This is a genomic window from Meiothermus sp. (genome assembly GCF_037443965.1).
GTDB lineage: Bacteria > Deinococcota > Deinococci > Deinococcales > Thermaceae > Meiothermus.
Genome location: NZ_JBBINI010000001.1, coordinates 94,846 through 108,425, shown reverse-complemented (window position 1 = coordinate 108,425; position 13,580 = coordinate 94,846). Strand labels below are relative to the sequence as shown.

General features: G+C 58.5%; 11 protein-coding genes. 2 read left to right on the top strand and 9 right to left on the bottom strand.

What is annotated here, in order from left to right; translation table 11 throughout:
* Positions 1–88: 88 nt before the first annotated feature.
* Entirely contained in the window at positions 89–295 is a 207-nt protein-coding gene (locus WKI89_RS00525) for a cold-shock protein (protein WP_119340863.1), read from the bottom strand.
* Positions 296–768: 473 nt separating this feature from the next.
* On the opposite strand from WKI89_RS00525, the gene yqeK reads away from it, so the two are divergent.
* Together yqeK and WKI89_RS00515 are read left to right on the top strand one after the other, a co-directional pair.
* The gene (gene yqeK / locus WKI89_RS00520; protein ID WP_337867257.1) at positions 769–1,332 is read left to right on the top strand and encodes a bis(5'-nucleosyl)-tetraphosphatase (symmetrical) YqeK; all 564 of its coding nucleotides are present in this window, start codon (positions 769–771) and stop codon (positions 1,330–1,332) included.
* Positions 1,333–1,543: 211 nt separating this feature from the next.
* Positions 1,544–2,803 carry an LCP family protein gene (locus WKI89_RS00515; RefSeq protein WP_337867256.1) on the top strand — a complete coding sequence of 420 codons (1,260 nt, stop codon included), beginning with the start codon at positions 1,544–1,546 and terminating at the stop codon, positions 2,801–2,803.
* A 140-nt stretch (positions 2,804–2,943) separates the two neighbouring features.
* Here WKI89_RS00515 and WKI89_RS00510 read toward each other — a convergent pair whose 3' ends face one another.
* The 8 genes from WKI89_RS00510 to WKI89_RS00475 all read right to left on the bottom strand — a co-directional run bounded on the left by WKI89_RS00510 (position 2,944) and on the right by WKI89_RS00475 (position 13,448).
* Positions 2,944–4,365: a HAMP domain-containing sensor histidine kinase gene (locus WKI89_RS00510; protein WP_337867255.1), complete on the bottom strand. Its 1,422-nt coding sequence runs from the start codon at positions 4,363–4,365 to the stop codon at positions 2,944–2,946.
* Positions 4,366–4,675: 310 nt separating this feature from the next.
* Entirely contained in the window at positions 4,676–5,350 is a 675-nt protein-coding gene (locus WKI89_RS00505) for a response regulator transcription factor (protein WP_208015319.1), read from the bottom strand.
* A gap of 111 nt (positions 5,351–5,461) precedes the next feature.
* Positions 5,462–7,714, bottom strand: a complete 2,253-nt coding sequence (locus WKI89_RS00500; RefSeq protein ID WP_337867254.1) for an endonuclease MutS2 — start codon at positions 7,712–7,714, stop codon at positions 5,462–5,464.
* A gap of 346 nt (positions 7,715–8,060) precedes the next feature.
* The gene (locus WKI89_RS00495) at positions 8,061–9,800 is read right to left on the bottom strand and encodes a glycoside hydrolase family 13 protein (RefSeq protein WP_337867253.1); all 1,740 of its coding nucleotides are present in this window, start codon (positions 9,798–9,800) and stop codon (positions 8,061–8,063) included.
* 32 nt (positions 9,801–9,832) lie between these two features.
* Positions 9,833–10,192, bottom strand: a complete 360-nt coding sequence (locus WKI89_RS00490; protein ID WP_337867252.1) for a nucleotidyltransferase domain-containing protein — start codon at positions 10,190–10,192, stop codon at positions 9,833–9,835.
* Positions 10,140–10,529, bottom strand: a complete 390-nt coding sequence (locus WKI89_RS00485) for a HEPN domain-containing protein (RefSeq protein WP_337867251.1) — start codon at positions 10,527–10,529, stop codon at positions 10,140–10,142. Before WKI89_RS00485 ends, WKI89_RS00490 begins: the two co-directional genes overlap by 53 nt.
* 238 nt (positions 10,530–10,767) lie before the next feature.
* Positions 10,768–12,096 carry a sugar ABC transporter permease gene (locus WKI89_RS00480; protein ID WP_337867250.1) on the bottom strand — a complete coding sequence of 443 codons (1,329 nt, stop codon included), beginning with the start codon at positions 12,094–12,096 and terminating at the stop codon, positions 10,768–10,770.
* Positions 12,096–13,448, bottom strand: a complete 1,353-nt coding sequence (locus tag WKI89_RS00475; RefSeq protein WP_337867249.1) for an ABC transporter permease subunit — start codon at positions 13,446–13,448, stop codon at positions 12,096–12,098. The genes WKI89_RS00480 and WKI89_RS00475 overlap by 1 nt, the downstream gene beginning before the upstream one ends.
* Positions 13,449–13,580 lie beyond the last annotated feature (132 nt).

Below are 13,580 nucleotides of genomic sequence, written 5' to 3'. Positions count from 1 at the left end.
GACAAAGCGATCCCATGATCTCCACCATCAAGTTTGGATGTAATACAAAAAAGCTCCCCCAACAGGGGAGCTTTGGCTGGCGGAACTATTAGGCCACTTTCACATTCTTGGCTTGAGGGCCCTTGCCATTCTTGCCGGGTTCGATCTCGAACTCTACGCGATCTCCCTCATTGAGGCTCTTGAAGCCCTGACCCTGGATGGCAGTGAAATGCACAAACACATCGGGGCCACCTTCCTGGGCAATGAAACCGTAACCTTTTTCCGCGTTGAACCACTTGACAGTACCTTTGTTCATTTACTACTCCTAATGTCCAACTGAAACCTGCTGGTTTTAGGGGACAATTGAGAGTAGCACAGGCTACAGGCAAAAGTCAAATCCAGCCAAACCAGTTGGAACGATTGCATCATGTTAGCTATCCCAGTGGCAATCGCTGTGGTCTTAGTTGCACTATCTTGCCTTTGCAACCGTGTGAGCCGAAGGGCTTTACCGGTGGCTGCTTTGGGCACAAGACCCACATCCAGAGCAGTACCCACGAATACGCCGTACAGCGTTTTGGCGATGCGGCATACATTATGGCGCTATGCGCACCACATACGCTGTAATGGTGGGAAGTGCTCTGAGGATGTGGTTTTTCGAGGACTTCGGGTCAGCTCAATTAAACAGTTGCATGAAGATCCGACTTGGAAATTTCCAAAGATATGGTAATCTCTGCTTTGCGGATGGGCAGGAGTTTCCAAACCTGCTCCCGCCCTCGGCGGAGGCTTCACTTGATAAGCACAATCTCTGTCGTTGATTTATCCGAAAAGGTACGCGATCAGGTCAAACCTGAGCGCTTTGCTCATATTTTGCGGGTGGCCGATCTGGCGGCCGAAATTGCCAGAGCCAACCGGCTTGACGCGGAAAAAACTTATCTAGCCGGGATCCTACACGATGCTGCACGCGATTTTAGCGTTGAGCAATTGGTGGAGCTGGCCCCCCCCGAAAACGAGTTGGAGCGCAAGCATCCCCTGGCCCTGCATGGGCGGGCAGGCCGCCGGTTGGCCCAGGAATGGGGTGTGGAAGACGAGGAAGTGCTCGAGGCCATCGAAGGCCACGTCTACGGGGTCAGCCCCCAGCACAAAATCGGCATGGCCCTCTACATTGCCGATGTCTCGGAGCCGGGCCGCGGGGTCAACCACGAAATCCGCGAGATGGCGCTTGGCGGAAGGCTCGAGGAGGCCTACCACAAGGCGGTAATTTGTAAGGTGAACTACCTGCAGAGCAAGGGTATCGAACCGCATCCCCGCACCATGGCCGCTTATCGGGCCGTGATGCAACAAAAAAACCAGTAATACCGTTTCCGCTTGAATCCTTCACCGCCATGCGCAGTCAGAGGTGAAGGATTCAAGCCGACCGTAGGGAGTAGAAGTGCATTCCGGCAGCATCGTTTAGGCTTTCAAAAGTGAACGATACTGCCGAAATGCGTATAAAACAACCGACCCCCGCAATGCTTTTGGGGGGTCTGTTACCTTCCGGTTCACCTCATTTTGTAATCTAGTGGTCATGGCGCAACTACAGACGCCCCGCAGAGCCCAACGGGGGTCGTCGGCAAAGAGACGCCGAACCGGGCCGCGTCTTTCGCTAATTTTGCTGGGGCTGGCCCTCCTGACCCTCGCGGGGGCGCTGGCCTACGGGCCGCAACTGGGAGAGGTGCGGGCCGGGTTGTTTGGTGCGTATCAGGGGAACAGCCCTTCCGAAGAACTCAGCCTGGTGGTGGCTGCCCGCGACACCGAATACTGCGGCTACCATACCGCCTGTGGGCCAGGGCTCCGCACCGACACCATTTTTTACATCCGCTTGCGTGGCTCGGAGGCTACCGTGGTGGCCATTCCCCGCGACCTGCGCTACAGCGGCGAAACCCCCAACGGCTTTTACGAAGGCAAAATCAACGCCGTCTACGAGCGGGGGGGCGGTGCAGAGGGTTTGCGGCTGGCGGTGGAAAACCTTCTGGGGGTGCCGGTACAGCACTACGTCATCCTGACCTTTGAAGCGGTGATGAAGCTGGTCAACGCGGTGGATGGGGTGGATGTGGTGCTGCCCTATCCGATGAAGTACACCGACCGGGCGGCTGGTTTGTACATTGATTTTCCTGCTGGCCCGGTGCATCTGGATGGGAAAGATGCTGTCAAATACATGCGCTTTCGCCGCTGGGAGGGCTCCGACCTGGGCCGCCTGGACCGCATCAAGGAAGTGATGGGGCTGGCGCTTCGCAAAGCTCAAAATCCCCGCTATTGGTCGGGTTTGCCGGGGGTCGCCAGTACGGTGTGGAACTCCCTCGAGACCAGCCTTCCCTCCAGCGAAGCCCTGCGTTTGTTGCCCAACCTGCAGAGTCTGACCCTAAAAAGCGCCACCCTGCCCACCCTGGAGGAGGGAAGTTATCTGATACCCGACCAGGCCGCCATGGCTTCCTTCACCGCAGGGCTGCTGGGTTACACGGCTGATGCTGAGGTAATGGTCCGGCTGGTACAAGCCGAAGCCCTGGGCCTCAAAACCCTGCTGCTCGACCAGAGCGGAACCGGGCAAGGTGAGCGCTACCGGCAAGGCTTTATCCAGATAGGCATTCCCCCACCCGAAGTGCAGGTGGGGGAGGCCGGGGGCTCGAGCGTGGTGCTGGTGCGCAGCGGCGTTTCGGTGGTGGGCCGCGAATCCCCGGCTTTCGTGCTGGCTAAAGACTACGCCGATCTGCTGCATCTGCCGCTCCAGACCCGCATCCGCCTCGAGCCAAGGGGCTACGATGTGGTCATCGTACTGGGGACGCCTTGAGAGCGGTTCCCACGAATACCCATTACAGGGGTTTTTTCCTGTACTGGGTGAATTACTCCGCACCGCGTGCAGCGTATTTGTGGGAAACCCGATGAGGGGCGCAATATGCCACTCACGCGTAGAGTCCTTGTCTACTAGCCTCAGGCCAGTTGGGGATGCGGTGCAGCGGCCCGTTTGAGCGAGATGCTGAATACCGATCCCTTGCCGGGTTCGCTCTCGGCCCACACGTTGCCGCCGTGGGCCTCGACAATCGAACGTACGATGGCCAGCCCCAGCCCACTGCCACCCCGTTCGCGGTCGCGGGCTTTGTCTACCCGGTAAAAACGCTCGAACAGATGGGGGAGGTGTTCTCGGCTGATGCCTTCGCCGTTATCCTCCACCCGAACCACCACCCGTTCCGCGAGGTCGAGCACCACCAGGCGGATTAGGGTGGAGTTGGCTTTGATGGCGTTGGAGACCAGATTGGCAATGACCTGATGCAAACGCTCGGGGTCGCCCAGTACCCATACGTTGTCGGGGGCCGACATCTCGATGCGGCCCTCGAAGCTCTTGCCGTACTCCTCCTCGATCTCGTTCAACACCGTCCGAAGGTGCACGGCTCCCAGTTCGACCTTCCAACCGCCGCCGGTTTTGGAGAGCTCGAGCAGATCCCCCACCAGCTTTTGCATCCGCTCGGACTCACGCTTGATGATCTCGAGGCTTTCCTTTTGCTGATCCGACACCTGTGTGCGCCTTATCAGATAGCTGATATGTCCCAGGATAGCGGTTATGGGGGTACGCAACTCATGGGAAGCATCCGCCAGAAAGCGGCCCTGGGTTTCCCAGGCGTTCTCGAGCCGTACGAGCATGCGGTTGAGCGACTTGACCAGCGAGGCCACCTCGTCGTTGCCCTCGAGCTCGGGTAGCTTATCGGGCTTGCTGCTGACCTGCTCGGCCTTTTTGGCCACCCACTCGAGGGGCTCGAGGGTCTGCCGCACCAGCCGGAAGGCCAGCAGCCCACCAAAAATAAGGACCAGAACGGCTGTAGCGGTGTAGGTGCGGGCAAAGTCGGCCAGGGTGCTTTCGATGCTCTCGGTGGACTTGCCCACCAGCAGAATGACCAACTGTTTGCCTCGGGGAATCCCGGCGATTTCGGTCTCGAGGCGTTCTGCCCGCACCCGCAGCGGGATCTGGCTGCCATCGGGGCGGGTGAGAATGGTCTGGGTGTAAAAACCACCCGAACGCAAAACCTCCTGCAAACCTTTTTCCGATAGGGTCAGGGTGGCGTTGCCCAGCGCCAGCGACTGGGCGATGGGGATGGCGGCTCCTTGCAAGATGTCGTTGGCGGTGGGATTGGGGAAAGGCACCCACAGGGCCTGTCCATAGACCGTAAGAGGTAGGCCATCGAGATTGCCCTGCTCTTGAATAAGCCGCTGGGCAGTTACCGAAGTCTCGGTTAGCTCCCGCCGGAGGCTGTCGTAAAGGGTGAATTGCAAGGTTCCATACACGGAGCCCCCAATCAACAGCAACGAAAATGCCAGCAGGGCCAGCGTGAGCAGGGTGATTCGGGTGCGAAGGGTCATGGTTTTGTGTCTTCAGGGTCGTACCCAGAGGCCAATATGCCGGAGATGCTGCGGCTTGAGAAATATGCCGACGTCGTTCTTATCGAGCATCTCGTACCCCAGTTCAGACCCAATCTAGGGAAAATGCACAGGTTGCGCAACCTTCCTCCAAATCCCTGATTTGGGGCAGCCGGTGATGGCCTAGAGAACGCGCCACCCGGTTTCCATGATAGAGCGCTTGCTCGATTCGGACAGGGCTCGGTTCAGGGGTAATGCTGGCATCTCAGAGCGACACAGTCTAGTGCATTTGGCCTCGGACTGTTGCCGTGGCTTAGTCCTCGCGCAGCACGTAGCCCACACCGCGCACGGTATGAATCAGGCGGCGCTCGCCGGTGCCCTCGAGCTTCTTGCGCAGGTAGCCGATATACACATCCACCACATTGGAGCCGCCCTGGTAGCCGGGCCAGACCTTTTCTTCGATCTCGAAGCGGCTAAAGACCTTGCCGGGGCTCTTGGCGAGCAGCTCCAGGAGTTCGAACTCCTTGTTGGAGAACTCGATGCGCCGCCCACCCCGATACACCTCACGCCCCTCGAGGTTAATGATCAGATCCGAGACCCGAATCTCGCCGGTAATGGCCGGGGTTACCCGGCGCAGGTGGGCGCGGATGCGGGCCAAAAGCTCCTCGATGCTGAAGGGCTTGACCAGGTAGTCGTCGGCCCCGGCGTCCAGCCCTTCCACCTTGTCTTCTACCCGGTCTTTGGCGGTCAGGATCACGATGGGCACATTGGAGGTCTTGCGAATCCGGCGGGCGACCTCGAGGCCATCCATTACGGGTAGCATAAGATCCATCACCACCAGATTGGGGTTGGTCTCGCGAAAACGTGAAAGCCCCGTGATACCGTCATAAGCCACTTCGGTACGGTAGCCTTCAGCTTGGAGCTCGAGTTCGATAAAGCGGGCAATGTCCTTCTCGTCTTCGACGATTAGGATCAGGGGTTGATCCATGCCTTCCATGCTAGCAGGGTAGCCGGACTTCTCATGAGAATCATGGCTCAAGAACTAAGAATCAACTCATGTTGTTGGTTTACGTGAGATTGCATAGCGAACCATCGGCCTCTAAACTTTCAAATGCACCACCGTTACCCCGTGGCCGCCCTCGTGGGGCACAGCGTCGTGGAAGTTTTCCACCCGCCGGTCGCGTTTGAGTGAATCCCGTAGAGCATTGCGCAAGGCTCCGGTACCCTTGCCATGGAGGAGGCGCACGGGGGTCGTGGCGGTAGCTTTGGCTTCTGTCAGATAATCGTCAACGGCCAGCAAGGCCTCCTCAACCGTAAGGCCCCGCAGATTGAGTTCAGTAGCAATTTTGGTTTTATGTTGAACGCGCCCCGCAGATTTTGGGGGCCTGGGTTCTTCTTTGAGCTGTAGCCGCGCCAATGGCACGGTGAGCCGCACCGCTCCCATTTGCAACACCGCTTCCTGGCTTCTCAGTTCTACAATGGTGCCCTGACCGCCATACTCGGGTACGTCCACCACCGATCCCACCCGAAAACCCGTCTTGAGTGGTGCGGTTTTTTCGGGGCGTTGGTATTGGTTGCGAAGCAGGAGGAGTTCTTGCAAGACCTGCCCCTGCCCCTGGGTTTTGCTGCGTTCACGGGTTTGCCGCACCCGCTCCTGGGCCTCTTGTACCACCTGTTCGGCTGCGACCCGGGCCTCTTCCAGTAACCGTTCCTTGTGCTTTGCTAGCTCGGCGAGTTGCTGGGTTAACTCTTGCTGAAGACGGGCGGCTTCTTGCTGCTGGGTTTGGGCTGCCTGGCTCTGGGTACGTAGGCGTTCCCGCTCGGCCTCGAGCGAGGCCAGCAGGCGCTCGAGGCGTCCCCCTTCTGGCCCCAGCAGTTCTTTGGCCCGTTCCACCTCGGCCTGTGGAAAGCCCAGCCGCTGGGCAATCGAAAGGGCATAGCTACGTCCCGGCGCTCCGACTACCAACTGGTAGGTAGGGCGCAGGTTTTCCAGATCAAAGCGCATCGAGGCATTCCGTACACCTGGGGTGTCCTGGGCAAAAGCCTTGAGGGGGGAGAGGTGGGTGGTGATCAGACCGCGCACCTCCTTGGCCAGTAACCCCTCTACAAAAGCTTGGGATAGGGCTGCACCCTCCTCGGGATCGGTGCCGGAGCCTAGCTCGTCAATCAGCACCAGGCTATGCGGGGTCGCCGAGATCAGCACCTCCTTGAGCTGCAATACGTGGGCTGCAAAAGTGGAGAGGCTCTCCTGAATGGACTGTTGGTCGCCGATATCTACGAACAATTGGTCAGGGAAGGCGATCTCTGCCCTCTCCGCAGCCACAAAGAGCCCGCACTGGGCCATCAGCACTGCGAGGCCCAGGGTCTTGAGAAATGCGGTCTTGCCCCCCATGTTGGGGCCGGTAATGAGCAGGATTCTATGCTCTTGGGAAAGCTCGAGGTCGTTGCTGATGGGGTTGGTAATCAGGGGGTGACGGGCAGCTTTCAATCTGTAGAGCCCATCCTGATTCAACCGGGGTCGGGCTAATTGCCAGTCTTCTGCTAGATTCGCTGCTGCCCTGGCAATATCGAGTTCGGTGAGGGATTGCAACGTTTCGTCCAGCTCGACATCATTGCCCAAAATCGCCGACAATTCAAACAGCACCCGGTTGACTTCGGCGTCCTCTTCCAACTTCAGGCTAGCCAGTTGATTGTTGAGTGGAACCACCGAGGTTGGCTCCATATAGACCGTCAAACCCGAATCGGACTGGTCGAGAATGATGCCCGAGATTTTGTTCTGAAAACTGGCCTTGACCGGAACCACATAGCGATCGCGCCGAATGGTGATGAAGCGTTCCTGGATAGCCTCCGGATTGCGATCCATCAGATGTTGCAGCCTGTCCTGAATCTGCTCGCGCAGCGGATTGACCCGGCGGCGAATCTCGCGCAAGCGGGGGGTGGCATCGTCGCGGACGTTCCCAGCCTCGTCCAGACACTCGCGGATGCGCCTCAGGAAGAAGGTGTGCTCGCCAATGCGAACCGCCAGGGCCTTAAGGTAGTCGCCAATTTCCAACAGCTCATGCTTGAGCGCAACTGCCGATTCCAGACTTCCAGCCACCTCACGTAGTTGCAGCCCCTCCAAACGTAATCCCTCCCTCGCGGAGGCCAGCGCGGGCCGCAAATCGGAAATACCCCCCAACCGATATGGATAAGCCAATGCCTCGGCCACCGTGGCTTGCAGGGTCAATGCTTCTGCGATGGAGTTTTTGGGTAGCAGCGATGCTAACGCTTCTTGCCCCATAAAGGTTGAAGCACGTTCCACCAAAGCTCGGCGGATGCGGTCGAAGTCCAGGGATTCCACAATTTTGTGCATAAGAGGTACGCCTAAACAGGCCAAAACTCCAAACAACCAGTGTAGCAGGCTTGGGGTACCCGTCTGCGGTTTGAGTCAGGAATTCGAATACCGGCCGAGGATCTCCACATTAGGGCAGTTCATACCATTGATACGCATTCCGGCAGTATCGTTCACTATTGAAAGCCTAAACGATACTGCCGAAATGCACTTCTACTCCCTTGGGTCGGCTTGAATCCTTCACCTTTGACTACGCATGGCGGTGAAGGATTCAAGCGGAAACGGTATGATCCTGTCTAGCTTGGGGTATGTCTGCTGGGTTGCTCTGTGAGATGCGCGGGGCGTTGTTTGAACACGGCCCTGCCGATTACTTCATTAGTCGGAAGATCCCTAAACCCTGTAGCGTTACCCAGCCAGCAGTAGACTGCCTCGAAAGCAGGTTTTCGCTAGGTGGAAGCTGAACTTGCGTAGGTTCTAAAGCTACATACACCCATACTTCTTCCCCGGCATAGATCCGCTTAAAGGAAAGCAGTTTGCCTGAAACCTGTAATGGTTGCAATCCGCCGCGCCGTAGAGCCGGAATGGTTTGCTTGAGGTGGATGAGTCTTTTGGTCCAGTCCAACACATCCTGGTTCCACTTTTGCTCATTCCAGGGAAAGGTTCCCCGGCACATGGGGTCACCATTCCAATCGTCGTAGGGGTTGGTCTGGTCGAGCCCAATTTCGTCGCCGTAGTAGAGCCCCGGTGCGCCAGGGAAGGTGAATAGAATGCCAAGCGCCAGTTTGAACCGCTCCACATTCCCCCGCAGTCGCCACAAGGCCCGGGGTATATCGTGGCTGCTGATGAGGGTGTACATGCTTTGGCGGAGTTGCAGCGGCAGGGCGGTGTAGTGATCCCAGAGGGTCTCCCAAAGTTGCTCGGTCGAGACCTCCACCTCCCAGCCGTACACATTTTTGCCCGATAACCACTCCATCACGGGGTTGGCAAACCCGGCGTAGTGCATGGAGCCATCCAGGGTGTGGGCCCGCAGCGTGGGCAGGGTGTCGAAGAACAGCTCGCCAAACACAAAGGCCTCGGGGTTCTCCTCCATGCTGTTGTGTTTGATTAGCCGCAGGATTTCCGCGTTGCGACGGTCGGTGCCCCCTTCGCCCATCTGGTGGGCCACGTCCAGCCGCCAGCCATCGGCGCCCTTACGGATCCAGTGCCGCACCGGAGCGTGGTAGCCGTCAATCCAGCGTTCTACCGTGAGGGGGTTGGCGTAATCCAGCTTGGGCAGGGTTTTGACCCCGTAGAAGGCGGCGTACGAGCCGTCGGCGTAAAAAGTAAACTGTCCGGCCTCGGGGGCGGTGGGGTCTTGCAGGGCTTTCTGGAAGTCGGGGTGGGTGTTGCCGATGTGGTTGAACACACCGTCCAGCACCAGTTTCATACCACGCTGGTGCATAGCCTCCACCAGCTTATTGAAGGCTTCGTTGCCGCCCAAGTGTGGATCCACATTCAGATAGTCCAGCCCGTCGTAGCGGTGGTTAGAGCGGGAAGGCAAGACGGGGTTGAGGTAGATGGTCTCAATGCCCAGCGACTGCAGGTAGTCGAGTTTCTCGAGGATACCTTCTAGGTCGCCGCCATAGTGCTGGATAGGCCCCTCGCCCGGCCCGTAACTCAAGGGTTCGTCCCATTCTTTGCGCACGATGGGTTGTCCCATATACACCCATTCGCCAGTCTGGGGGTCGTTGCTGGGGTTGCCGTTGCAAAAACGGTCGGGAAATATCTGATAAAACACCGTCCCCACCGCCCAGTCGGGCACGGTGGGCTGGGCCAGCAAATGAAAAAACTTGTCGTAGCGGGGCATGGGGCCCTGTAGCCCATCTGCTGCGAGGTAGGCCTTTCCCTCGGTCAGAAAAAAGCAGTACCGCAAAGGAGAGGTGTGAAGCGGGAGCCTGATTTCCAGCCCGCCCGGCACGGCTTTCATGGGCCGCCGCTCTACCTCGCCGTAGCGCTCGAGGATCAGAAAACCGGCCTGGGCCGGGGTGCGCAGGCGCAGCGTGATTTCCTGCCCCAGCTCAGGCTTCAGGGGGTCTACGCAAAAAGGCTCCCAGTCGTGATAATGCATGGCCCAAGACTAGGCGGTTTGCGCCCAAAAAGCTAGGGTGGGGGTCGCAGCCAGCAAGTTTCCTGCGCTAAGGTTTTCGCAAAGCGGGGTCTACTTTTGGGCAGGGAGTTCCACTCCGCCAGCGTATAAACCAGGGCCTCAGCCGGGACGGGCAGCTGCTCGAGCGGAAGCTCCAGCACCCGCGCCCAGGCCGGGGCATCGGCTTGCTGAACAATCAAAACCAGATCCAGGTCGCTGCCGGGGCCCGACTCGCCTCGCGCATAGGAACCAAAGTAGCCAATTGCCAGTAGTCCAGGCAGCTCGAGGCGGTTGATCCATTGTTTCAGGGCTTTTTCTACCTCATCCCGCCCCGGCCATCTCAGTAAGGACGTATCCAAGGATCGCTTGGGCATACAAGATTGCCTCCTTGCTTTGCAATGCACCATAGTGCTCCGCCGGTGCACCCTCTGGAAATGCATCGGGGTATCGCGTCGGAATGTAAAGCGCATCGAGGTAGCGGGCCTTATCCAGCAAATCTGTGGGTACCTGAAGGGGCAGTTCGCGCAACAGACGAGCAATTATGTGCCCCCAGGCCTCCTGCCCGTGCCACAAGTGAAGTGCCTTGAGGGCTTTCTCGGCAGCTTGATGGGCTGCAAAGCAGGCCCACTCGTGTCGTCCGGCCTCATGCGCGATCTGGCTCATACTGAGATCCTGCTCGGCTTGTAAAAACCAGTCGTGTGCGCGATTCACCCTTGCATTTTATGCCATACCCAACATAGTCGCTTCGCTTTATCTGGCGAGCACGATTCAACAGTACAACCGCTTGAGCTTGGTGACGGCCATTCCGGTATCATACCGTTTCCGCTTGAATCCTTCACCGTAGGACGCAGTCAGAGGTGAAGGATTCAAGCCGACCGAAGGGAGTAGAAAAGTATTTCGATAGTATCGTTTAGGCTTGCCGAAGTGAACGATACTGCCGAAATACGGATCACTCCTTCACCGAGCCCGCGGTATACCCCGAAACAAAGTAGCGCTGGAAACCATAGAAGGTCAGCAGGATGGGCAGCGAACCCAGCACCGAGGCCGCCGCAAACAGCCCCCAGCGGGTGGAGAACTGCCCGGTAGTGAAGTTGCGCAGGCCCATCCCCACCGTCCAGGAGTCCACACCGGTGAGGAACAGGTTGGCCACGATGAACTCCGAGTAAGTACCCACAAACTGCAGCAAGAAGATAAACACGAACATGGGGGCCGAAAGCGGCATCAGGATTTTGGTAAACACCTGCCACTTGCTGGCCCCGTCAATCAGGGCCGCCTCCTCCAGGCTTTTAGAGATGCTCTCCAAAAACCCTTTGTACACCCAGGTGCCGAAGCTGATAATTCCGCCTGAGTAGGCCAGTACCAGGCCGGTAAAGGTGTTCAGCAGGCCCAGGTTGGAGATCAAAACGTAGGTTGCCACCAACCCCAAAAAACCGGGAAACATCTGGATGAAGATGAAGACCAGTAGCATGGAATAACGGCCTGGGAAGCTAAAACGGGCAAAGGCATAGCCCGCCGTGGCCGTGAGCAGCACCGCCAGGATGCCGGTAATGCCCGAGACAAACAGGGTATTGCGCACCCAGAGCACAAACTTGGCCTCGGTGCCCTGGCCGGTAAACTGCTCAGGGGAAAGGAAAATGACCAGGATGAAGCTCAGGAGGGCAAAGGCCGTCAGGCTGCGCCCCTGCAGCTTCCCCAGACTGCTGTCGCTATCGGTATCGCCGATAAAGCGACGGTAGCCCGCCAGCATCAGCACCAACAACAAGCACAGCACCGCTACCACAAGCAAGACGGCTTGGTAGGGGTAGAGGATAAAACCATCGAATAGCTTGGCGTAGTTTTCCCAACTGAGCTGGGAAAAGTCCGGTATCACTCGAGCCCGCACCAGCAGGTTGTCGCTGGCGGGGGGCAGGATGCGGTACAGGGTGTTGCGGGGGTCAAACGAAGCCGCCAGAATCTGCAGCACCGGGTAGTAGGCAAAGACCAGCACCAGGAACATAAACAGGTGCGTGAGCCCCTGCCCCACCAGCGGCCAGAAACTGCGCTTGCGCTGGGTTCGCCGGTTGGCCAGCAGGGTGGCCAGCCAGGCGTACAGCACAATCAGGCCCATCACCACCAGAAGGCCACCCAGGGCATAGACCCAGCCGTTCTCGATACGGACGAAGCCAGGGGGGGTGTTGGGCTGGATGCGGGCCAACAGGCCGGGAAAATAGACAAACAGCACCCAGGCCACCAGCAGCCCAAATAGGGCCCAGCCAAGGTAACGTGAAAGGGTGGCCATCAGCGCACCTCCCGCAAAGCCCCGGTGAAGCGGAAGTTGATTAAGCTAATGGCTACGGTGAGGAAAAAAATCAGGATGGAGATGGCCCCGCCTAGGCCATACGCCTGCCCCCCATCGGCCTGGAAGGCGGTTTTATAGGCCCAGGTGATCAGGATGTCGCCGGCCTGGGCGGTGGAAGGCCGCCCCTCGACCCCTGGCTGGGGGCCCATCAGGTAGATCAGGCCGAAGTTGTTGAAGTTGAAAGCAAAAGAGCCCAGCAACAGCGGGATAAAGGGCTGGCGCAGCAGGGGCAGGGTGATGCCGGTGAGGGTTTGAAGGCCGTTGGCTCCGTCAATTTTAGCTGCTTCGTAGACGTCGTCCGGGATGGTGGACAGCGCGCCCAGGGTGGCCGTCATCCAGTACGGGAAGCCCAGCCACAGGCTAATCAGCAGGGCCGACATCTTGAACCACTCGGGGTCGGTGAGCCAGGGAATGGGGTAAGCGCCCAGCAGTCCCAGCAGGCGGTTGATAGGACCAAACTGCACATTGAGCATGGCCGTGAAGATCTGCACGCTGATGACCACCGGGATGGCCCAGGAGATAATCAGGGCTGTGCGATAAAAACCCCGCAAGGCCAGGTTTTTGTTGTTGAGCATCAGGCCCAGGATGAGACCGGGGATGGCCCCCACCACAACCGCCCCTGCCGCAAAAATGATGTTCCAGACCAGAACGGGAATCAGCACCGTACCGGCACGGCTGAAGATTTCCACAAAGTTGCGGAAGCCGATGAACCTGAACTCGTTGATCTTGTAGACGAGGGCGGGTGCGAAGGGTGGGAGTGCGGTGAGGGTGATGGTATTGCCGCTGGCCTGCTCGACCCGAACGCGGGCCCGCTGGGTACGGGTGGTGATCTCCAGGGCCTGGCCGGCACAGTCGGGCTCGTCGCAGCGCAAGAGGTCGTGGGCGTTGCCCTCCACGAATAACTGCCGCCCCTCTACCCGCACGATGGCGGTTTCGGTGGAGCGGTCGGGTTTGCCGTTGCGAATACCGGTGTAGTCGGTAAACGCGTAGTAGATGGTCAGGATGATGGGGAATACGGTGAAAGCCAGCAAGAAGGTGATGGCCGGAAGCAGATAGTACCAGTCGGTGAGGTAGGGCACCCTGCGCCCCAGTACAACCAGAATGGGAATCAGGACGAGCGTGCCAAAAATCAGAGTCAGGTAGCCCGGATAACCTTCTTCTACCGGCCTGGGGAAAGCCGCCTGCAGGGCCCAGAACAGCAGGAGCCCCGCCAGCGCAGCCACCATCAGGGCCCCGCCCAACAGCCCAATAGCGATCAAAAAACCTCGAGCGCCAGGTGGAGAACGATACATTGCAAACCTCCGTCGTGGGCGTTGCTTGGGATGGCCCAACCAACGTACCTTTTTGAACGCCCCTAGCATATACTCGAAGGCCCCATTTTGTAAGTCCGCTGATACCCAAATGTCCCCATTTGGTCGATGTGG

Coding starts and splice junctions, on each gene's coding strand:
- WKI89_RS00515 (WP_337867256.1), top strand. CDS start 1,544: ATGGCGCAACTACAGACGCCCCGCAGAGCCCAACGGGGGTCGTCGGCA.
- WKI89_RS00525 (WP_119340863.1), bottom strand. CDS start 295: ATGAACAAAGGTACTGTCAAGTGGTTCAACGCGGAAAAAGGTTACGGT.
- WKI89_RS00495 (WP_337867253.1), bottom strand. CDS start 9,800: ATGCATTATCACGACTGGGAGCCTTTTTGCGTAGACCCCCTGAAGCCT.
- WKI89_RS00510 (WP_337867255.1), bottom strand. CDS start 4,365: ATGACCCTTCGCACCCGAATCACCCTGCTCACGCTGGCCCTGCTGGCA.
- WKI89_RS00505 (WP_208015319.1), bottom strand. CDS start 5,350: ATGGATCAACCCCTGATCCTAATCGTCGAAGACGAGAAGGACATTGCC.
- WKI89_RS00500 (WP_337867254.1), bottom strand. CDS start 7,714: ATGCACAAAATTGTGGAATCCCTGGACTTCGACCGCATCCGCCGAGCT.
- WKI89_RS00480 (WP_337867250.1), bottom strand. CDS start 12,096: ATGGCCACCCTTTCACGTTACCTTGGCTGGGCCCTATTTGGGCTGCTG.
- WKI89_RS00475 (WP_337867249.1), bottom strand. CDS start 13,448: ATGTATCGTTCTCCACCTGGCGCTCGAGGTTTTTTGATCGCTATTGGG.
- WKI89_RS00490 (WP_337867252.1), bottom strand. CDS start 10,192: ATGCCCAAGCGATCCTTGGATACGTCCTTACTGAGATGGCCGGGGCGG.